General features: G+C 60.9%; 15 protein-coding genes. 9 read left to right on the forward strand and 6 right to left on the reverse strand.

The window, feature by feature from the left end; translation table 11 throughout:
• Positions 1 to 354 precede the first annotated feature (354 nt).
• Complete coding sequence (locus tag PPUTUW4_RS05140; protein ID WP_015093682.1) at positions 355 to 1,776, forward strand: amino acid permease; 1,422 nt, start codon at positions 355 to 357, stop codon at positions 1,774 to 1,776.
• A 147-nt stretch (positions 1,777 to 1,923) separates the two neighbouring features.
• On the opposite strand, the gene PPUTUW4_RS05145 is transcribed toward PPUTUW4_RS05140, so the two are convergent.
• On the reverse strand, positions 1,924 to 3,048 hold the full coding sequence (locus PPUTUW4_RS05145; RefSeq protein ID WP_015093683.1) for an OpgC domain-containing protein: 1,125 nt from the start codon (positions 3,046 to 3,048) through the stop codon (positions 1,924 to 1,926).
• Between the two features lie 245 nt (positions 3,049 to 3,293).
• Between PPUTUW4_RS05145 and PPUTUW4_RS05150 the strand changes: the two genes are divergently transcribed.
• From PPUTUW4_RS05150 to PPUTUW4_RS05160, 3 genes are read left to right on the forward strand one after another with little or no spacing between them, the layout of a single operon-like run.
• Positions 3,294 to 3,668: a GtrA family protein gene (locus tag PPUTUW4_RS05150; RefSeq protein WP_015093684.1), complete on the forward strand. Its 375-nt coding sequence runs from the start codon at positions 3,294 to 3,296 to the stop codon at positions 3,666 to 3,668.
• Entirely contained in the window at positions 3,665 to 4,606 is a 942-nt protein-coding gene (locus PPUTUW4_RS05155; RefSeq protein WP_015093685.1) for a glycosyltransferase family 2 protein, read from the forward strand. Before PPUTUW4_RS05150 ends, PPUTUW4_RS05155 begins: the two co-directional genes overlap by 4 nt.
• A gap of 1 nt (position 4,607) precedes the next feature.
• Complete coding sequence (locus tag PPUTUW4_RS05160; protein ID WP_015093686.1) at positions 4,608 to 6,116, forward strand: glucosyltransferase domain-containing protein; 1,509 nt, start codon at positions 4,608 to 4,610, stop codon at positions 6,114 to 6,116.
• A gap of 27 nt (positions 6,117 to 6,143) precedes the next feature.
• Here PPUTUW4_RS05160 and PPUTUW4_RS05165 read toward each other — a convergent pair whose 3' ends face one another.
• Positions 6,144 to 7,763 (reverse strand): FMN-binding glutamate synthase family protein, encoded by a 1,620-nt coding sequence (locus tag PPUTUW4_RS05165; protein WP_015093687.1) that lies wholly within the window; start codon positions 7,761 to 7,763, stop codon positions 6,144 to 6,146.
• 165 nt (positions 7,764 to 7,928) lie between these two features.
• The gene (locus PPUTUW4_RS05170) at positions 7,929 to 8,729 is read right to left on the reverse strand and encodes a LuxR C-terminal-related transcriptional regulator (protein ID WP_015093688.1); all 801 of its coding nucleotides are present in this window, start codon (positions 8,727 to 8,729) and stop codon (positions 7,929 to 7,931) included.
• A gap of 124 nt (positions 8,730 to 8,853) precedes the next feature.
• Between PPUTUW4_RS05170 and PPUTUW4_RS05175 the strand changes: the two genes are divergently transcribed.
• A complete protein-coding gene (locus PPUTUW4_RS05175) occupies positions 8,854 to 9,675 on the forward strand; it encodes a carbon-nitrogen hydrolase family protein (protein ID WP_015093689.1) in 822 nt (273 codons plus the stop codon).
• Between the two features lie 295 nt (positions 9,676 to 9,970).
• Here PPUTUW4_RS05175 and PPUTUW4_RS05180 read toward each other — a convergent pair whose 3' ends face one another.
• Complete coding sequence (locus PPUTUW4_RS05180) at positions 9,971 to 10,441, reverse strand: DUF4234 domain-containing protein (protein ID WP_015093690.1); 471 nt, start codon at positions 10,439 to 10,441, stop codon at positions 9,971 to 9,973.
• A 174-nt stretch (positions 10,442 to 10,615) separates the two neighbouring features.
• On the opposite strand from PPUTUW4_RS05180, the gene PPUTUW4_RS05185 reads away from it, so the two are divergent.
• The 3 genes from PPUTUW4_RS05185 to PPUTUW4_RS05195 are packed head-to-tail and all read left to right on the forward strand — an operon-like array spanning position 10,616 to position 12,221.
• Entirely contained in the window at positions 10,616 to 11,059 is a 444-nt protein-coding gene (locus PPUTUW4_RS05185) for an NUDIX domain-containing protein (RefSeq protein WP_015093691.1), read from the forward strand.
• Positions 11,060 to 11,082: 23 nt separating this feature from the next.
• A complete protein-coding gene (locus PPUTUW4_RS05190; RefSeq protein ID WP_015093692.1) occupies positions 11,083 to 11,721 on the forward strand; it encodes a LysE family translocator in 639 nt (212 codons plus the stop codon).
• Between the two features lie 2 nt (positions 11,722 to 11,723).
• Entirely contained in the window at positions 11,724 to 12,221 is a 498-nt protein-coding gene (locus PPUTUW4_RS05195) for a GNAT family N-acetyltransferase (protein WP_015093693.1), read from the forward strand.
• A 119-nt stretch (positions 12,222 to 12,340) separates the two neighbouring features.
• Here the strand turns inward: PPUTUW4_RS05195 and metR are convergent, their stop codons facing one another.
• Positions 12,341 to 13,258, reverse strand: a complete 918-nt coding sequence (metR, locus tag PPUTUW4_RS05200; RefSeq protein ID WP_015093694.1) for a transcriptional regulator MetR — start codon at positions 13,256 to 13,258, stop codon at positions 12,341 to 12,343.
• Positions 13,259 to 13,367: 109 nt separating this feature from the next.
• Positions 13,368 to 18,596, reverse strand: a complete 5,229-nt coding sequence (locus PPUTUW4_RS05205; RefSeq protein WP_015093695.1) for a DUF6543 domain-containing protein — start codon at positions 18,594 to 18,596, stop codon at positions 13,368 to 13,370.
• Between the two features lie 218 nt (positions 18,597 to 18,814).
• Here PPUTUW4_RS05205 and PPUTUW4_RS05210 point away from each other — a divergent pair, with 218 nt between their 5' ends.
• Positions 18,815 to 19,849, forward strand: coding sequence for an alpha/beta hydrolase (locus PPUTUW4_RS05210; protein WP_015093696.1), 1,035 nt, complete (start codon positions 18,815 to 18,817; stop codon positions 19,847 to 19,849).
• Positions 19,850 to 20,032 lie beyond the last annotated feature (183 nt).

Raw genomic sequence — 20,032 nt, forward strand, 5'->3', positions numbered from 1 at the left:
AGTCGCAAATCCGGTAACCGCGGTGTGCCAGACCTTTATCGGTTGCAGGTTTTAGCGCCGCTTCGCAACGCAACGGGGGCAAGCCCCCTCGCCACAGGTACTGCTGTGGCTGGAAAGGGGGGGTCTGAAATAGCTGATTTAGACATGTCGAAGGGGTAAATACGGCTTTGGCAGGGGCATGACGATGCACCATTGTTGTGCAATACTCGGCGCTGCTTTTCCCACTGATCTTGCGGGTTTTTCCTACAGGACGGCGTTGCCCACGAGGCAGGGCCGGTTCGGGAAGCGATGGCTTATCGGCCTGCGCTTCGCCACTCGGTGGTCATATCCAATAACAAGACGAGGTTGTACCCAATGCCCGTAGGCAATCACCTGCCCCAAGGCGAGACCGCTCAGGGCGGTCCGCTCAAACGTGAACTCGGCGAGCGGCATATTCGCCTGATGGCACTCGGTGCCTGTATCGGCGTCGGCCTGTTCCTGGGCTCGGCCAAGGCCATCGAAATGGCCGGCCCGGCCATCATGCTGTCCTATATCATCGGCGGTCTGGCGATCCTGGTGATCATGCGCGCCCTCGGCGAGATGGCCGTGCACAACCCGGTTGCCGGCTCGTTCAGCCGATACGCCCAAGACTATCTGGGCCCGTTGGCGGGCTTCCTGACCGGCTGGAACTACTGGTTCCTGTGGCTGGTGACCTGCGTCGCGGAAATCACGGCCGTGGCGGTGTACATGGGTATCTGGTTTCCCGATGTACCACGCTGGATCTGGGCGCTCGCTGCGTTGATCAGCATGGGCTCGATCAACCTGATCGCGGTCAAGGCTTTCGGTGAGTTCGAGTTCTGGTTTGCCTTGATCAAGATCGTCACCATCATTGCGATGGTGTTCGGCGGCATCGGCATCATTGCTTTCGGTTTCGGCAACGACGGCGTGGCCTTGGGGATTTCCAACCTGTGGACCCACGGCGGCTTCATGCCCAACGGCGTGCAAGGCGTGTTGATGTCCCTGCAAATGGTGATGTTTGCCTATCTGGGCGTGGAGATGATCGGCCTGACCGCCGGTGAGGCGAAGAACCCGCAAAAGACCATCCCGAACGCCATCGGCTCGGTGTTCTGGCGGATTCTGCTGTTCTACGTCGGTGCGTTGTTCGTGATCCTGTCGATCTACCCGTGGAATGAAATCGGTACCCAGGGCAGCCCGTTCGTGATGACGTTCGAGCGCCTGGGTATCAAGACCGCCGCCGGCATCATCAACTTCGTGGTGATCACGGCGGCGCTGTCGTCCTGCAACGGTGGCATCTTCAGTACCGGGCGCATGCTCTACAGCCTGGCGCAGAACGGCCAGGCCCCGGCCGGCTTTGCCAAGACCTCGAACAACGGCGTGCCGCGTCGTGCATTGCTGCTGTCGATTGGCGCCTTGCTGTTGGGCGTGTTGCTGAACTATCTGGTGCCGGAAAAAGTGTTTGTCTGGGTGACGGCCATTGCCACCTTCGGCGCGATCTGGACCTGGGTGATGATCCTGCTGGCCCAGCTCAAGTTCCGTAAAGGGCTGAGCGCCAGCGAAGCGGCCGGCCTGAAATATCGCCTGTGGCTCTACCCGGTCAGTTCGTACCTGGCGCTGGCGTTCCTGGTGCTGGTGGTCGGCCTGATGGCGTACTTCCCGGATACCCGCGTGGCGTTGTATGTGGGGCCAGCGTTCCTGGTGCTGCTGACGGTGCTGTTCTACGTGTTCAAGCTGCAACCGACCAATGTGTCGCAGGGTGCGGTGCGTTCGGTTTCCTGAGTTGTAACGCTGAAACCTGTAGGAGCGAGCTTGCTCGCGATGGTCGTTAACGTTTACGCGTCTTTTCTGGCTAAACGCGGCGCTCTTGAGTCCATCGCGAGCAAGCTCGCTCCTACATAAGGCAGTCCAGTGACCGGGGCTTTTTCATCAGGCGGGCACAGTTTTCAGTGATTGATTCAAACGCTTGTTGAACTCAAGCCACATCGCCAGCAACGCCATCAACCCGGCACCCACCAGCGCCGTGAAAATCTGCATGGCAAACGCATCGTCGGTCAGGGCATTGACCATGTCCGCCAAGGGCGCCAGCAGCACGCCCAGGCAGAAAATCTCCAGCGAGAAACGGCCCATGCGGCAGCTTTGCTGCGCCAGCCAGTTTTGCGTCCATCCGCTGTCGGGAATCAGTTTCGCTGTGACGTAGGCCAGTGCGAGGAAGTGCAGCAGGCGCACGGGGGACAGGTTGGTCTTGCTGATGGGGTAGAAGACGTTTTGCAGGCTCGCCGGCACCACGGCATCGTGCAGGTCCGGCCAACGCCACAGGACGGTCAACACACCCGCGACCACGACATACAGCGCCGCACTCACAAACAAGGGCTGGCGTACCAATGGGCGGGTTTCGGGCAAGCGCGGGCGCTGGCTGTGAATCGCAGCGGCGCCGCCGAGCACGAACAGCAATTGCCAGGCGACCGGGTTGAAATACCACACGCCGTCCTTGATGGCCGCCAGGTTCCAGCCCGCCAGTGGCACCATCAGGTACAGCGCCACTGACATCGCGACCACCACCCAGGCCTTGCGCACCAGTATCGGCAGCACCAGGGGCAAGCCCGCCAGCAGCACGATGTACAGCGGCAACGGGTCCATCAGGTTCGGCTTGAAGCGCAACAGCAGTTCATCGATCAGGGCCTGCTGTGGGTTGCTGATGAAATGATGCATGCCCATTTCCTCCACCAGATCCCGTGTTTCCACGTGACTGTTGGCGAAAAACACAATGCCCATCAGCATCGCCAGCAGGAAGATATGCACCACGTAGAGCACCCACGCCCGACGCAGGATCTTCACGCAGGCGATCAGAAAGCCTTCGCGCGCCAGGACTTTGCCGTACGCCAGCACCGCCGCAAAACCGGCCAGAAACACGAAAACCTCGGCCGCATCGCTGAAACCGAAGTTACGCAGGGTGATTTGCCCCAAAGGGTTGTGGGGCACGTGATCCCAAAAGATGAAGATCAGTGCCAGGCCACGAAAAAAGTCGATCCGGTGATCGCGCGCTAAAGTCATGACAGCAGGCTCGTATCAGCGAGTGAAAATGGGATTGGCTGCGGGCGCAAAGGGCCGCGCGCCAAGTCGGCGGCGCGCAGGGTGGCGTGATTCGCAGTGAATTGCAAAACCGGGATATTACCGGATGTCTCGGACGTTGCTCCAAGGCTCAACCGCTGGTCTGAAAGGTCCGTCAATCTGCGATTTCTGACAGCAGACAGGCTCAAATACTCATAAGTACAACGTTCTTGAAACGGGAGCCTCACATGAGACTGTTGTGGAAAGGGCTGTCCAGCTACACGGTGATCGGGGTCGCCAACACCCTGATTCACTGGCAGGTCTTTTTTCTACTGAGCGTGGCGGCCGGCCTCAGTCAGGCACTCAGCAACCTGGCAGCCTTCTGCGTGGCTGCGTCATTTTCCTTCTACATGAACGCGCAATTTACCTTCGCCGCGAGTGCCACGATCGGCGGTTATCTGCTGTTTCTTCTGGGCATGGGGACACTGAGCCTGGGCATCGGTCACCTGGGTGATGTGTGGCGCCTGCATGGCCTGCTCACCGTCGTGCTGTTTTCGGCGTTGAGCCTGGTGTTCGGTTTCCTGTATTCCAAATACGTGGTGTTTCGCGGGCGTGATCAATGAAAATTTCGCTCATCGTCCCGGTATTCAACGAGGAGCAGTCAATCAACCTGTTTTATCAGGCCGTGCGCCGAGAGTTGAAACTGGGCGACACCGAGGTTGAAATCGTCTTCATCAACGACGGCAGTTCCGACCGCACGGCCGAACAGGCCACAGCACTGGCCGAGGCCGATGAGCAGGTGCTGCTGATCAATTTCTCGCGCAACTTCGGCAAGGAACCGGCCCTGTTTGCCGGCCTGGAGCACGCCAGCGGCGATGCCGTGATTCCCATGGATGTCGACCTGCAGGACCCGATCAGCGTCATCCCGTTGTTGGTCGAGCAATGGCAGAAGGGGGCCGATGTGGTGCTCGCCAAGCGCCGCAATCGGGACGTCGACGGCTACCTCAGGCGTCACAGCGCGTCGATTTTCTACCACGTGCTCAATCGCATCGCCTACACCCGAATCGAGGAAAACGTCGGAGATTTCCGGCTGATGGATCGCAAGGTGGTCGACGTGATCCGTTCCCTGCCCGAGCATCAGTTGTTCATGAAAGGCGTGTTGTCGTGGGCCGGGTTCAACTCCGTGGTGGTGGAGTACGAGCGGGCCGGGCGGGTAGCGGGGAACAGCAAGTTCAATGGCTGGAAGCTGTGGAACCTGGCCCTGGAAGGCGTGACCTCGTTCAGCACCGTGCCGCTGCGCTTGTGGACCTATGTCGGTGGCGGCATCTCGATTTTCGCGGTGTTTTACGCGGTGTACATGGTGCTGGACAAGATTTTCTTCGGCAACAACGTCCCCGGGTACCCGTCGCTGATGACCGCGATCCTGTTTCTCGGCGGCGTGCAACTGATCGGCATCGGCATCCTCGGCGAGTACATCGGTCGCATCTATATCGAGGCCAAGCACCGACCGCGTTATGTGATCAAGGACATCGTCGGCGGTAAAGACCGGGGCGGGCACTAGCATGGGCCGGTTCAGCGACTTTTTCGTCCGCGAGCTCAGCCGGCATCAGGTCTGGCGGTTTTTTCTGCTCGCCACCCTGGTGTATGTCCTGCCGTTGATCCTCGCGGATTATCCCTACATCGATGACAACTGGCGCTCGCTGGCGGCGGGCATGGCCTGGTCCGAACAGGGCCGACTCTTCGCCCAACTGTTCTACAACGCGCTGACCTTCAGCCATGCCGCGCCGAACATCTTTCCCTTGCCCCTGTTGATCGCCACGCTGGCCATGGCGGCCGCGCTGACCAGCCTGACCTTCCATTATTTTCGCCAGCCGACCGTCGCTTGCTGTCTGGTGCTGTTGCCGCTCTGGTACAACCCGTTCTTCCTGCAGAACCTGTCCTATCAATACGACGGTCCCACCACGACCTTGAGCCTGGTGGCGGTGATCTACGCGATCACCTTTCGTCATCCGTGGCGCAGCGTGCAATGGCTGGTGCCCTCGTTCCTGATTGCACTGGCGCTGGGGTTGTATCAGATCAGCCTGAATGTGTTCCTGGGCCTGTGTTGCCTGGAGTTGCTCAGGGCCGCCAACGATAAAACCGCCCCGGTGCCATGGCGCGACCTGCTGGGCTGGAAAGCCGCCCAGGTCATCCTCGGCGGGTTGATCTACAGCGTCAGCGCTTATCTATTCATGGATTCCAAGCGCACGTTGCTGCTGGACTGGACGGCGCATCCTTTATTGCAGATCCAGATCAACATGGCCCGGGTCCTGGAAAAAGTCGTGCTGCTGTTCCATGGCGGATGGCTCTGGGTGTTCGGCGGGTTGCTGTTGCTCGCGATAGCCGGGGCGGTGCGGTTGGGACTGAACGTAGCGGCGCGTCAGGACGACGGGCCGAAGAAACTGTTGATTGGTTTGATGTGCTTGCTGACAGTGCCGGTGGTGACACTGTTGGTGTCCGGTGTCGCGCTGTTTTTCCGCGATTTCAACGAGGGTGCCCGCACCTTGATGGGCTTCGCCGTGCTGCTGGTGTTGCTGTGCTATTTGAGCCATCTGGCGCTGGCGTCGATTCATGAGCGACTGCCACTGTTGTTGATCATTGCGCTGCTGGCGATGCTGTCGTTGTCGTTCGCCTATGGCCGGGTGCTGACGCTGCAGAAAACCTTTGCGTCCACGGCATTGGCCAGCCTTGCGTACGACATCGCCAGCCATCAGTCGCTGCGCGAGGCCAGGCGGATCTACCTCTCGGTGACTTACTCCGACTATTGGTTGGTGGCGGCGGCAGGCACGTTCAAGCAGATGCCGGTGCTGCACTACCTGCTCAATACCGATTTTTACATGCTGGCCGAGAATCTGCCGAAAGCGGGCATCACCAATGTGGTGGCGGAGCGCGAGCGCCGCAACGCGACGCGGGTTGGCTATCAGGGCTATCCGGCGCTGGTGGACAGCCAGTTCTACCGGATTTACCTGATTGGCGATTACGGTTTTATCGTGATGAAGGAGCCGGCCCCGAGCAAATCGCTGCGTTGGTGATGTGCGATTTCGATCGGTGCAGCGAGGTCATGCCGCTTCTATTTCATTGGGCTCAAAACTGTCCGCTCGCGCCATCTGCCACATCCGCGAGTAGAACTCGCCATTCACTTCACCGGTCAGCAGCTCGCCGGGTTTGAGGAATACATGTAACTGCGAGAACAGCTTGATCTCGGTTGCCGACATACGTCGCACCAGATGCTTGGCCGACAACTGCGACGGATGTTCGAGGCCGGCGGCGGCGAGCATTTCCGCCAGGGCCTTGAGGGTGTTGCGGTGGAAGTTGAATACTCGCTGGGCCTTGTCCGGCACCACCAGCGCGCGCTGGCGCAGGGTGTCCTGGGTGGCGACGCCGGTCGGGCATTTGTTGGTATGGCAGCTCTGCGACTGGATGCAACCGATGGCGAACATGAAGCCGCGCGCCGAGTTGGCCCAGTCGGCACCGATGGCCAGCACGCTGGCGATGTCGAAGGCGCTGACGATCTTGCCGCTGGCGCCGAGTTTGATCTTGTCCCGCAGGTTCAGGCCCACCAGGGTGTTGTGCACGAACAGCAAGCCCTCGCGCATCGGCACGCCGATGTGGTCGGTGAACTCCACGGGCGCGGCGCCGGTGCCGCCTTCCTTGCCATCGACCACGATGAAGTCCGGGAGGATGCCCGTCTCCAACATGGCCTTGGCAATGCCCATGAACTCCCACGGATGGCCAAGGCAGAACTTGAAGCCCACCGGTTTACCGCCGGACAACTCACGCAGTTGTGCGATGAAATGCATCATTTCGATCGGCGTCGAAAACGCCGTGTGGCGCGAGGGTGACACGCAATCCTCGCCCATCAGGATGCCGCGGGTTTCGGCGATTTCTTTGGTGACCTTGTGCTTGGGCAGGATGCCGCCGTGGCCGGGCTTGGCACCCTGGCTCATCTTGATTTCGATCATCCGCACCTGTGGCGTGCGGGCTTGCGCGGCGAAGCGTTCCGGGTCGAAACGACCGTCGCTGGTGCGGCAGCCGAAGTAACCGCTGCCCAGCTCCCAAGTCAGGTCACCGCCGTGTTCCCGGTGATAGGGGCTGATGCTGCCCTCGCCGGTGTCATGGGCGAAATTGCCGAGCCTGGCGCCCTGGTTCAACGCGCGGATGGCGTTGGCGCTGAGAGAGCCGAAACTCATGGCTGAAATGTTGAACACCGACGCCGAATACGGCTGGGTGCACTGCGGGCCGCCGACGGTGACACGAAAACTGCTCGGGTCGCTCAACGGCGCCGGGCGCATGGAATGGCCGATGAACTCGAAACCCGACTGATACACATCGATCAGGGTGCCGAAGGGTTTGTCGGCGGTTTCGTTCTTGGCCCGGGAATAAACCAGCGAGCGCTGGGCTCGGGAGAAGGGCAGGGCTTCACTGTCGGATTCGAGCAGGTACTGGCGGATTTCCGGGCGGATGCCTTCGACCAGATAACGGATATTGCCGAGGATCGGGTAGTTGCGGCGCACCGCGTGGGGGCTTTGCAGCAGATCGAACAGGCCGATCAGGCTGAGGACGCCGGTGACGGCGGTGATCGGCCAGAGCCAGTCATAGTCAAGAAAGGGCAGGCTGGCGAGGGTGAAGATCACGCAGAGGGCAAAGAAGGCGTAGCGGCTCAGGAGTGACAGGCTCATACGGTTTCCTTGGGTTCGGACTCAATAAATTTGGCTAAACACAAAACACTGTGGGAGCGGGCTTGCCCGCGAAGACGGTGTGTCAGCCACTATCAATGTTGAATGTGATGGCCTCTTCGCGGGCAAGCCCGCTCCCACATAAAAGCAAAGCCCCCCAATGGGTTGTCAGGCATTTTGTGCCTGGAGAAAAATCGAAAACAGCTCGGACTGGGACTTGATTCCCAGTTTGCTGTACATGTGTTTTTTGTGGACTTTCACGGTTTCGACAGAGATTTCCAGCTTACGGGCGATTTCTTTACTGGAGCAACCGCTGAGCATCAAGCGCCCGACATCCAGCTCCCGGGCGGTCAACTGCGCGCCCTTGAGCTGCTGCACCGACGCCTCCAGTTGCACCCGCCAGTCGGCTTGCGGCGGTGCGGGAGCGAGGGCCACCGCTTCGTTGATTTCATAGGGTAGACGCTGGCGCAACAGGCCGAGCACCCATGGCTGGATCAGCGACAACAAGGCGATCTGCTGGCCGCTGAAGCGCTGCGTGCTGCCCAGGGACAGGCACAGCGTGCGGTCGCCTTCGAGCTGACAATTGAACTGGATTTCGTCGGCCACCACATTCAGACGAAAGTAGCGCTGGTAATACTCGGTCAGCTCGAAGTGCTCCGGGGCCACTTCCGACAGACGATACAGCCCGGTGCGCGACTGCTCGCGGCAGGCGATGTAGAAGGGGTCGAGCAGGTACAGGCCGCGCAGGTAATCCTGGAACAACTGGTCAGGGCTGCCATCCTCGCCTGGGCATTCGGCGAACACCTGCGGGCGCTGATCGGCGCTGAAAAGCAGGGCCACCCAGCTGTCGAAGGGCACGTACTGATCCAGCAAACGCACCAGCCGGGTCCAGAAATTGGGCTTGTCCAGGGCGTCGATCAGTTGCCCCACCGAGCGGTGCCAGGCGATGTCGTCCAACGAGAGCGTCATGCATCTACCCCTATCGTGTTACCCCAACGGCGTGATTCCCCGCCCGGTTGCTTGCTGCGCATACTGGCGCACAGACACCGACCGGGCAATCTTTCTGCCGCCCGGGCCACAACAAGGAATACCCATGAAGGTCGAACTCGCCCAATTGGCAGGCCGTGACAACGATAAAGCCTACAACCTCGAACGCACCCTGGCGGCCATCGCCGCGTGCGCAGCCGACACGCAGCTGATCATGTTCCCTGAAGGCCATTTGATGGGCTTCCCTTCGGCGGAGTCCGTGGCCGATGTCGCCGAACCAGTGGACGGTCCGTCCGTCAGTGCGGTGCTCGACGCCGTCCGCCAGCGCGAAATCGCCGTGGCCATCGGCATGGCCGAAATCGACAACGGCCGTTTCTACAACACCACGCTGCTGATCACCCCTGAAGGCATCGCGCTGAAATACCGCAAGACGCACTTGTGGGCCTCGGATCGCGGTGTGTACGAGGCGGGTGATCGCTACGCCACTTGCCTGTGGAACGGCGTGCGCGTGGGCCTGCTGATTTGCTACGACATCGAATTCCCGGAAAGCGCCCGCGCCCTGGCGCAACTGGGCGCCGAGCTGTTTATCGTCACCAACGGCAACATGGACCCCTACGGCCCGACCCACCGCACCGCCATCATGGCACGCGCCCAGGAAAACCAGGCGTTTGCGCTGATGGTCAACCGGGTGGAAGAGGGGGATGGCAGTTTGTTGTTTGCCGGTGGCAGTGCGCTGGTCGATCCGCTGGGCACGCTGCTGTTCGAGGCCGGGCGCGAGGAAGGGCAGTTTGCCGTTGAACTGGACCTGAGCCAGTTGACGGCGGCGCGTCAGGATTATCGGTACCTGGATGATCAGCGGCTGAAGTTGCCGGGGGAGGTGGTCGAGCATGCATCTGGATTGCTGGAGCTGCTGATTCCTTCGCGCTGACCCCGGTTCTGTGTTGGCTGGACTGACGCCTTCGCGAGCAGGCTCGCTCCCACATTTGATTGCAGTCGTTCACCGGGTTTGTATTCACCGAAGATCCACTGTGGGAGCGAGCCTGCTCGCGATGAGGCCCTCTTGGATGACACACCTGTCTGACCGAAGAGCTACAACGCAACACCCGTAATTTGCGCCGAACTCGGCTCTGCCATAAATCCAATAAAATTCGGAGTAGTCGCTCATGGCTCGTTGCAACGCACCCTGTCATTTCATCACCCTGGCGGCGGCTCTTACATGAAACTCAAGCGTCCATGGAGCGGTCGGTCGGTTCTTGGCCCAGTTCGTGTTTCTTTTTGTCGTCGGGCAGGGCGTTGATGCAGTAATTGATATGGCAAAAAACGAACAACACCGTGTAGACACGATTCATTGGTGGTTCGAAATTGTATTTGGCCAACGCATACGCCCGGATTGCCCTGCGTACGCGGAAGCACCAGACCAAAGAAACCAGCAAAGTCGTAACGTTCCACAAAAGGCTTAGCTCCTCGGTATAGGCGACGGGAATAACGATCAGCAAAGTCCCCAACCCCGACAGCGTCAGAAATCCGACCAGAAATGTCTCGGTCATGACCTTTGTGCGGGTGACCTCTTCAACAGCCGTCGAAACCCTGTATAGCCAGACGTACGAGTAGAGCCCAAACGTCAGCATCGACAAGAGAAGGAAGTGAAATGTCTTGATGTTGATTTTTTCTTTCAGCGTTGAAATGTCGGACATGCGAGGGGTTCCAGTGGCGGCGGAGGGCGATTGACCGGTGAAGGCATAACACGCTACCAAAGTCGCTTGTGGGAAATTTCCGGGCTCGTTGGCGGAGAGTTCTGGATTCACTCTTGGCCGAGTTTTGAAGGCATGGGATTCTGTGCATCCCTCAACATGGACCTATGGTCAGCGATGCCCTCTTCTATAAATGTTTCACCCAATCACTCCAGACTCATCCGCATCGCCGCCGCCCTGTTGATCGGCCCCGATGGCCGCACATTGCTGGTGCGCAAGCGCGGTACCACGGCGTTCATGCAGCCCGGTGGCAAGATCGAACCCCATGAATTGCCGGTTCATGCGCTGGCTCGGGAGCTGGAGGAAGAACTGGGTCTGGACATCGACCCGGCGCAGGCCGTTTACCTCGGTCACTTTTCGGCACCGGCGGCCAATGAGCCGGGTTTTGTCGTACACGCCGAGCTGTTTCAGCTGAAGATTGATTCAGACGTCACCCCGGCGGCGGAGATCGAAGAAGTGATCTGGATCGACCCGGTGACCGACGGCGGTGTCTGTCTGGCGCCATTGACAAGGGACCTGATCCTGCCGTTTTATCGGGCATCGCTGACTGCGATCGCCTGATCATCACGCAAAGGACCTCGCCCATGATCCCGCTTCAAGACCTGCTGATTTTTGCTGCTGCCGCGTTGCTGATGGTACTGACCCCGGGGCCGAACATGATCTACCTGATCTCCCGTTCGATCTGCCAGGGGCGCAAGGCCGGGGTGATCTCCTTGCTCGGTGTGGTCGCGGGTTTTTTCGTGCACCTGTTTGCTGCGGCCGCCGGTCTGACTGCGGTGTTCCTGGCGGTGCCGATGGCCTATGAGGTGTTGAAGTGGGCCGGTGCGTTGTACCTGTTGTGGCTGGCCTGGCAGGCGGTCAAACCCGGTGCGCGCTCGCCGTTCGAGGCCCAGCAGTTGCCCCCGGATTCGTCGCGCAAGTTGATCACCATGGGTTTTCTGACCAGTGCCCTGAACCCGAAAATCGCGGTGTTCTATCTGTCGGTGTTTCCGCAGTTCATCACGCCGGAGCACGGTTCGGTGTTCAGCCAGAGCATCATCCTCGGGCTGACCCAGATCAGCGTCAGCTTCTGCGTCAACCTGCTGATCGCCATGTTTGCCGCGGGTATCGCCTCGTGGTTCGTCAACAATCCGACCTGGCTGGCGATGCAGCGCTATTTCATGGGCTTCGTATTGTCGGGGCTGGCGCTGCGGCTGATGCTTGAGCAAAAACGGATGGCCTGAGGATGTGGATCGAGCGACTGGACGCCAGCCATGCCCTGGACTACCGGGCACTGATGCTCGAAGCCTTCGATCTGCACCCGCAGGCATTTACCTCGAGTGTGCGTGAGCGGGCGGCGATGCCGCTGGGTTGGTGGGAGTCGCGCCTGACGAGCAAGCTGGACGTGGTGCTCGGGGCGTTCGAGGCCGGCCGGTTGGCCGGCATTGTCGGCCTTGCCTTCGAGTCTCGGGAGAAGGCCCGGCACAAGGTGACGCTGTTTGGCATGTACGTGACCCCCGGGGTCCGCCAGCGTGGGCTCGGCCATGAACTGGTTCAGGCGGCATTGGCCGAGGCGCAGCACCATGCAGGTTTGCGCCTGATCCAGTTGACCGTCACTGCTGGCAACGATGCCGCGTTCAACCTCTACCGGCGCTGCGGTTTCGTCCAGTTCGGCCTGGAACCGATGGCCGTGCGGGTTGGGGAGGATTACTTCGACAAGATCCACATGTGGCGCGAGCTCTAAGGATCACCAAGATCCCTTGTGGGAGCGGGCTTGCTCGCGAATACGGTCTTGCATTCAACAATGATGTTGGCTGATACACCGCTTTCGCGAGCAAGCCCGCTCCCACATTTGATTGCATTTCAGCGAACCGCACTCACCCCATCCAATGTAGAAAACGACGTGTCCTTGGCCGTCAGCAAGAAGTCGCGCATGTACGGTGCGTCGAGCATGTCGGCGCGGATCGCTGCATACAGCGTGGCGAACAAACCTTTCTCACCCAGCCGCTTGGCTTTCACATAACCCCGCGAACTGTATTCATGCAGCGCCCAATGGGGCATGCCGCACACGCCACGACCGCTGGCCACCAGTTGCATCATCATCACCGTCAGTTCCGAGGTGCGGACCTGGGCCGGTTCGATGTCGGCGGGTTCGAGGAAGCGGGTAAAGATGTCCAGCCGGTCCCGTTCCACGGGGTAGGTGATCAGGGTTTCCGGGAGCAAGTCTTCGGGGACGATATAGGCCTTGCCGGCCAGGCGGTGCTGGTTGGCCACTGCGAGCATCGCTTCATAAGTGAACAGCGGTACATAGGTGATCCCGGCCAGATCCAGCGGGTCGGAGGTCACCACCAGGTCCAGGTCACCACGGGCCAGGGCCGGCAGCGGGGCGAAGGAAAAACCCGAGGCCAGGTCCAGCTCGACTTCCGGCCATGCATCGCGGAACTGGTCGATGGTTGGCATCAGCCACTGGAAGCAACTGTGGCATTCAATGGCCATGTGCAGGCGCCCGGCGGTGCCCCCGGCCAGGCGACTGATGTCGCGTTCGGCGGCGCGCAGCAATGGCAAGGTGGCGTCGGCCAATTGCAGCAGGCGCAAACCGGCGCTGGTGAAACGCACCGGTTTGGTCTTGCGCACGAACAACGGCATGCCCATGCGCTCTTCCAGCTCCTTGAACTGGTGAGACAGGGCCGACTGGGTCAGGTGCAGGCGATCGGCTGCATCCACCAGGCTGTCGGCTTCGCGCAAGGCGTGCAGGGTCTTGAGGTGACGGATTTCAAGCACCGGGTTGCTCCATGAGTAAAATTTGTAGATAAACCGAAAAGGTTGAGTTTGTCTCATGTTGGTGCCGCTGTCCACGACGGGGCACATTGCGTGCCCCGTCGTTGTCATTTTACAGCGTCGAAAAGTGTTTGTTGCCCAGCGGTTTGCCGATGTCGCCGCGCCAGATCGCCTCGACCGTACCGCCACTGGCGGCCACGTCCTGCTGCCATTTCAGGCCGAGGTTGCGTTGTTCCGGCAGTTTCAGATGGCCTTTGACGAAGTCACCGAATGCCGGCTGGGCCGAGGTGTAGTGGAAGTGGGCGTACCACAGGGTTTGCGCCGGTTCGTTGCGCAGGTCGCGCACTTCGTACTCCTGCAGGAAATCCCGTCGTCCGTCGGCGCGTTTGCCCAGGTCGCGCAAGCCACCTTCCTTGCGGATGTCCACCACTTGTTGTTCAAGCAGATAGTCCAGATAGCCTTCGGTCGGGGTTTTGCTGCTCATGCTTTGATTGATGCGCAGGGTGCGCCCCGTGCGCAACATCTCATCCGCCCGCTTGCGCAGTTGCAGCGCTACGGCATCGGTGGGCGACAAGCGTTCGATGGCCTGGGCACGCATGGTCAACTCCGTGGCCTCGCTGCCCATCATGTGCTCAAGGTCGACCGGGAGCATGTCCTGCCGCGCATAGCCTTCGACTTTGCGGGTATAGGCGTTTGCCGCCTCCAGCCTGTTCCTGGCTTCTGTCAGCAGTGGCCCGACATCGGTGGGCAGTTCCGGCTGCACGGAACCGGTTGGCTCGCTGAGGCGATATTTGCCGCTGGAGCGCGGCAGCCAGGTTTCCGTGTGGCCATCGACACCTTCGATGGTGATGCGCTTTTGTCGGGTGACGGCGTCGGTGCTGGCGATGCCGATCAGCAACTGGTTGTCTTCGGTCTCGAACAGTTGCTGTCCGGGCCGGCCTTCTTTGGGCACCACCGAAGGTCGCGTCTTGATGGCCCGGCGTGCAAAATCTTCAACCTTGTCCAGGTTGTCCAGAAACGCGGTGACCTGTTCCAGGTCCAAATGCTGCGGATAGCCGAGGGTCCAGGCGCCCAGCTGACGCCGGAACTCGGTATAGCTGGCCAGGCAGTCTTTGAGGACTTTACTGCGCTGACTGACGCTGGCGCTCACCTGGGGTAGCTGATGTTGCGTCAGCAGCGCGCGGCCGACCTTGTTGCGGGCTGTTTTCAACTGCACGTGGAAGTACATCCAGGACAGGTCGGTCACCGCGTCATAACGGGTGATGATTTCCAGGGTGTGCGCCGTTTTCAGGTAGTAGTGATTGGCCTCGCTGAGTTTCTCATTCACGTTCGTCATGGCCTTCGCAATCTCCTTTTTTTGCGCCGGGTTAGTGATACGGCGGTTCCAGCGATTGGCTTCCTCGACCGTCGTATGCAGCTGATCGAAATCTTTGAGAAAGTTTTTGCGGATCTCCTTGCGTTGCGCCATGAACTGCAAGTGCGCGGCGGTATCGGTGATCGCTGTGGCATCTGACCGGGCGATCAGCTGATCGATACGATTGAGGTGTTCCACCAGCCGTTCCTTGGCCAGGTTGATCCGCCGCACCGAACGGTCGACGATGATCCAGGCGCAGCGACTTTGGATGTCTTCGATCTGCACGCGTTTGCGGCCATGGCTATACAGCATCAGCTCATCGAGATTCAGGTATTGGGCCTGGGCAAGGTCGATATCGTTCGCGCAGGCGACATCGGCACGGGAGCGAAGGGCCGGGCGCTGCTGGAGTTCGAGGCCGAAGTAGTGCTCAAGCAGGGTGTTGCTGCTGCGGGTCTGGGTATCAAGCCGTAGCGAGTAGGCGTCGGCGGTATTGGTCAGGGTCAATTGCCGGCGCAAGGCTCGGTCGGTCCACCAGCGCGGCAGCCAGCGGCGAATGGCGGCCGGCCAGAGTGGGTCCAATCCGTCGGCCATGTGCCCGAGCACCGCGCCACCGCCCACGCCTCCACCTTCGATCACGGTGCCGTACACCGCGAAGTGGGTGTTCCAGTGGCCTGATTCATCGAGGGCGACTGGCTGTTTGTAGGTCCGGCTGCTGGTGCCACTCAAGCGCCAGCGGGGTAGTTCGCCTTCCAGTTCGATGCGATAGATTCTTCCCTGGCTGAGCATGAAGTCGCCGTCGGCGTGGCGATACACGTTGCGATAAATGCCTTCGCTGCCTGGTTGCAGGCCCGCGAGGGAAATCGGTTTTTCATATTCATAACCCTTGAAGCGCTCCAGCGACCGCCGCGCCTGGGGTTGCGTCGATACCTGCAGGGCCCGCGGACTTTTGCCCAGCGCCCGCCACTGACGATTGCGCGTGGCGACGCGAGCGACACCGGGGGTGGCAGTGGTGCCGGGGAGAATGTCCATGGCCGCGTCGATCAGCGACAACAGCACCGCCTCCACCTCGGCCAGGCCATGGCCGACATCACCGCGCAGAAAGGCCGCCACCGCCAGGTTGGCGCTGTTCCAGGCGTCGTACAGGGCGATGGTCGTACCGACAAAGGGCAGCATGCCCACAGCCATTTTCAGGTAGTTAAACATTGCGCCGGACTTCAAGGCGACCTGTTCCAGGTACAACGCATCATTTGAGCGCGACGTCGCCCGATGGGCCTCCAGCAAACGGCCCATGTGTACATTCAGCAGATGCGCTGCCAGGGAAGTGCTGGCTGGCCAGGGCGTACCGACGCCGATCAGCCCGTCGAAGTTTTTCAATAGGGCCTGGTTGATCCGACTGACGTGGTGGGCGACATCACCCGTCAAGGCGCGGCCGGCCAGGTAGTTGACCATCGGACTGCGCAGGCAATCGTTGAACAGGCGCATCCGTGCCTGTTCAAGGCTGTCGAACTGGCGCAGATAAATGCCGTCGGGGCTGTCGGGCAGAAACAGCAGGGTCAGGCCGCTGAAGTGCTCCACGATAAAGGTGACGCCGGTCAAGGTGCTCGGTCCCTGGGCGTGGGTGTCCTTGCCGCCCACGGTCAGGTGCGCGGGCAGCAACTCGATGCGCTTGCCGTCGCTGGCAAAGGCTTCACGGCTGTTGGCGTCGATGGCGATTTCCAGCACTTGCCGGCCGTTGGCATCGATGTCCTTTGCCAACTCGGCGAATTCGCCTTGCAGGCGAAGCATCAGGCGCCACGGCTCACTCAGGCATTCGCGCCGATGTTCATTACTGAACGTCGATGCCGTCGAGGTGCCGAGGAACGTCTCGCGGATCAGCCTTTCATATTGCCCGGCCAGATCCAGCTCGGTGACCAGCTTGCTCAGCCAGGACGTCGTGATGGCGCCTTTCAGTTTCTGCTGTTGTGCGGCGTCGGCACCGCTGACCTCGACCTGCATGAACGACAGTCGCCACCCCATTTCCTGATCGATGTTGCCCAGCGCCAGCTCACCCAGGGACAGCTTGCTGCGCTGCTCGCTGGCGACCAGCACATTTTGTTGAGGGGTGCCTGGAGCGGCGCCTTCAGTCACCACTTTCTGCCACAGCGTGGAATCGGGAACGTCGAGCTGCACCTCCACCCGTTGAGTGAGGTCGAATTCCACGCGCAGCCGGGCGTCGACAGCCTTGATGGCGAAGGCTTCCCGTGGCGGCAGTTCACGTTCCAGCCACGCGTGGGAGCGCTGCATCGCGCCGATCCAGGATTTGAACAGCGTCTTGAGCCGGTCACGCTGCACGGCAGGCAGTTCGCGATGCCACGACGGCAATTGAGCGGCCAGCGCACTGCTCTGGTTTTGCTCGACGATGCGTGCGTATACCCAGTCCCGGGCGGCGGATTGGGGGACGGTCAGGCAGGCGAGGGTCTGCTCGCGCAGTTTTTCCAGTTCGGCCGCACGCTGGCTGGTACGAAGCGGAACAGGATTGGCTGCAATGATCCGGGCCGCTTGTTGTTCACAGCTGTGGAGCTGGATTTGCAGGGCGTATTTAAAAGGCGAGCCGCTGAGTGGCAAAACGTGCACTGCCAGGGCAGGGTCGTTGACCGGGCGTTTGAACAGCGACTGTTCCAGCAGCTGTCGAGAGGCAAACCGTTGCAGTCCACCGAAGCGTCCGGGCCAGTACAGCAACAGGCTGTCGGTCGAATTTGCCAGCAGCGCCGAGGGTTTGGCAAACAGCAGAACGCCGTCCAGTTCCTCGGTTTGCGTGCGGCGGGTGTCGTCTTCGGTGTCGGTTGCCGACAGTTCCAGCCGCGCGACCACCAGGTCGGCCGCTCGGGGCTGATCGGGGGCATCCAGCACACTGATGAGCCATTGATGCTCTTCACTGTTGATCTGATTCAGGCTCAATTGCAGTTCGGCTTCGGCGCGCAAACCGTCTTGGCGTGCCTGGAGCAGGGCTGCGTAATGCGGGCCCGGCTGGTGGCGCAGCTCCAGCCATTTGAGGCCATCGGCGGCGTCCAGTAGCGCCGTCGCGGCGGCGCTGCTGGCCTGCTCGGCAGCGCTGAGGGTCTCGAGTTGCTGTTGCAGGCGTTGCAGACGTGGATCCTTGGCATCACCGGAAAAGTCATCGCCGAGCAGACTCTCCAGGGCCGTCCGCTGTTGTGCCAGCGCGCGGTGACGCACGCCCAAGGGAATATCGGGGCTGAGCTGGCCGAACAGGGCCGCGTTGTCGTCTGTCTCCACCAGTGGCAGGTCAGGGGGCGCGGCCAGCACGGCAGCATTGCCGGGCCGGTCCGCGGGGGCGACGGACAATCGGGACAACAGGGCTTCGGCGCCAGTGCGCAGCACAGCTGTGTCGAGGACCGTGTAATCGACGCTGCCCTTGTCCATCGACAGCCGGGGCTGGTCGAACCGCTGTGGTTGATGCTCGGTCAACCAGCGCTCCAGTTCAATCCGGCTTTGAAAGGTCATCCAGGCGGATGAGTGTGAAGGCAGATACAACAGCTGAGCGACCGGTTGATCGGTATCCCGGGTGATGACCAGCGCGCCCGACAGCGGGGCAGACAGACCATTGTCATCTTTGAGGTTCAGCTGTTCGACGTACACGGGGTGCTGGTCAGGCGTTGGTGTTGGCGGGTCGATGAGCGTCAGTAACGTTTTGATCTGCCCGGCATCGAGGATGCCTTGGGCAAACGCCCATTGGCTCGACGCCTCGAAATGCTGGCGATACAAGCGGATGGCTTGCTCCCGACGCGAGTGATCGGTGCCGAGCGCACGTGCGCTCCACCAAGCGGTGTCGAGCTGGGCTTGCGAGCTTTGCGCCATGAGGCTGAGCCACTGCTCGCAGCATTCTTCCCAGCGTGCCGAGGCGCTCAGGCTCAGGCCCTGGTCCGGGTTGGCGGGCAATGGGTAGATGAGGCCGAAATCGGCCGTAAGGGGGGTGGTTTCGTCAACCATGACGATGAATCTCCAGAAAGCCGGGCCGTGCCGGCGGTACGGGCATTAGGCGGCAGTCGGCAGGAGGAGGGGTGGTACATAGTTATCGCCAAACCGGTTGTGACGCCGGATGACCGCCCGGCGCCGTTCATCAAACTGTCATGGAACTGTGGCAGCGCGCTTGAGCAAACTTCATCAGACTCGCGCTCTACTGGGGTTCTGCGTTTTGGTGTTTTTTCATGGGTGCTGCATTCTTTTCACGAATCATATTTCTGGCCGCGCTGTTGTTCGGCCTGCCGTCGTTGGCGGCCTCGCGTTGTGACGTCAATGTTCCGACCGAGCGGGTGGATCTGGCCGAGGTAAGCCTGGCGTACCAGAGCATCGGCCGTGCGTCGGATCCGGCCTTGCTGCTGGTGATGGGCCTGGGCGGGCAGTTGATCCACTGGCCGGACGAGGTGGTGGTTGCCCTGTGCCAGCAGGGGTTCCGGGTAATTCGCTATGACAATCGCGATGTCGGCCTGTCGACCTGGCGGCAAGCACCGGCCGAAGCCAACCTGACGTTCGAAGTGCTGCGCTACAAACTCGGATTGCCGGTGTCGTCGCCGTACTCGCTGACCGACATGGCCGACGATGGCCTGGGCTTGATGGATGCCTTGCACATCGATCAATTCCACGTGTTGGGCGCCAGCATGGGCGGGATGATCGCCCAGCACATGGCGGCCATGGCCCCGCAGCGGGTCGAGAGCCTGACCCTGATCATGACCAGCTCCGGGGCTGAAGGCTTGCCCGCGCCTAGTGCGGCGCTGGTGCAATTACTGGCGCGACGTGGCGCAGCGAACCGCGAGGTGGCCCTGGAACAACAGGCCGACTTGCTGGCGGCGCTCGGCAGCCCGATGGTGAGCGATGATCGTCAGGTGCTGTTGCATCAGGCGGCGCAGTCCTATGACCGGGCGTTCAATCCCGAGGGCGTGAAACGCCAGATCATGGCCATTCTCGCCGAGCCGAGCCGGGTCGCGCTGCTCAACCAGTTGCGGGTGCCGGCGCTGGTGGTGCATGGAACGGCCGACCCCTTGCTGCCGGTGATGCACGGGGTGCATCTGGCGGCGCATCTGCGTGGCAGCCAGTTGGTCTTGATTCCGGGTCTGGCCCATCGTTTCCAGGAGGCGTTCAAGGCGCCGTTGCTGGGGGCGGTGTTGCCGTACTTGCGCGAGCACCGTGAAGACACTTCGCACTGGGCGCAGATCGAGCCTGTGGCTGATCACAATCTCCTCTAACTCCCTCGGTCCAATGTGGGAGCGGGCTTGCTCGCGAAGAGGGAGTATCAGTTGGCATTTGAGTTGACTGACACACCGCTTTCGCGAGCAAGCCCGCTCCCACAGGAGAATGTATTTCTCTGTGAAAGCGTAGCCAGGCCAGCGAGGCTCACCACCACCGCCGCGCCCAGGGGTGTTTTGAGA

Source organism: Pseudomonas sp. UW4, assembly GCF_000316175.1.
Lineage (GTDB): Bacteria > Pseudomonadota > Gammaproteobacteria > Pseudomonadales > Pseudomonadaceae > Aquipseudomonas > Aquipseudomonas laurylsulfatiphila.

Excerpts from the sequence above, each read along its gene's own strand:
- PPUTUW4_RS05210 (WP_015093696.1), top strand. The coding sequence starts at position 18,815 with ATGGGTGCTGCATTCTTTTCACGAATCATATTTCTGGCCGCGCTGTTG.
- PPUTUW4_RS05150 (WP_015093684.1), top strand. The coding sequence starts at position 3,294 with ATGAGACTGTTGTGGAAAGGGCTGTCCAGCTACACGGTGATCGGGGTC.
- PPUTUW4_RS05175 (WP_015093689.1), top strand. The coding sequence starts at position 8,854 with ATGAAGGTCGAACTCGCCCAATTGGCAGGCCGTGACAACGATAAAGCC.
- PPUTUW4_RS05170 (WP_015093688.1), bottom strand. The coding sequence starts at position 8,729 with ATGACGCTCTCGTTGGACGACATCGCCTGGCACCGCTCGGTGGGGCAA.
- PPUTUW4_RS05155 (WP_015093685.1), top strand. The coding sequence starts at position 3,665 with ATGAAAATTTCGCTCATCGTCCCGGTATTCAACGAGGAGCAGTCAATC.
- PPUTUW4_RS05190 (WP_015093692.1), top strand. The coding sequence starts at position 11,083 with ATGATCCCGCTTCAAGACCTGCTGATTTTTGCTGCTGCCGCGTTGCTG.
- PPUTUW4_RS05195 (WP_015093693.1), top strand. The coding sequence starts at position 11,724 with ATGTGGATCGAGCGACTGGACGCCAGCCATGCCCTGGACTACCGGGCA.
- PPUTUW4_RS05160 (WP_015093686.1), top strand. The coding sequence starts at position 4,608 with ATGGGCCGGTTCAGCGACTTTTTCGTCCGCGAGCTCAGCCGGCATCAG.
- PPUTUW4_RS05180 (WP_015093690.1), bottom strand. The coding sequence starts at position 10,441 with ATGTCCGACATTTCAACGCTGAAAGAAAAAATCAACATCAAGACATTT.
- PPUTUW4_RS05165 (WP_015093687.1), bottom strand. The coding sequence starts at position 7,763 with ATGAGCCTGTCACTCCTGAGCCGCTACGCCTTCTTTGCCCTCTGCGTG.
- PPUTUW4_RS05185 (WP_015093691.1), top strand. The coding sequence starts at position 10,616 with ATGCCCTCTTCTATAAATGTTTCACCCAATCACTCCAGACTCATCCGC.
- PPUTUW4_RS05205 (WP_015093695.1), bottom strand. The coding sequence starts at position 18,596 with ATGGTTGACGAAACCACCCCCCTTACGGCCGATTTCGGCCTCATCTAC.
- PPUTUW4_RS05145 (WP_015093683.1), bottom strand. The coding sequence starts at position 3,048 with ATGACTTTAGCGCGCGATCACCGGATCGACTTTTTTCGTGGCCTGGCA.
- PPUTUW4_RS05140 (WP_015093682.1), top strand. The coding sequence starts at position 355 with ATGCCCGTAGGCAATCACCTGCCCCAAGGCGAGACCGCTCAGGGCGGT.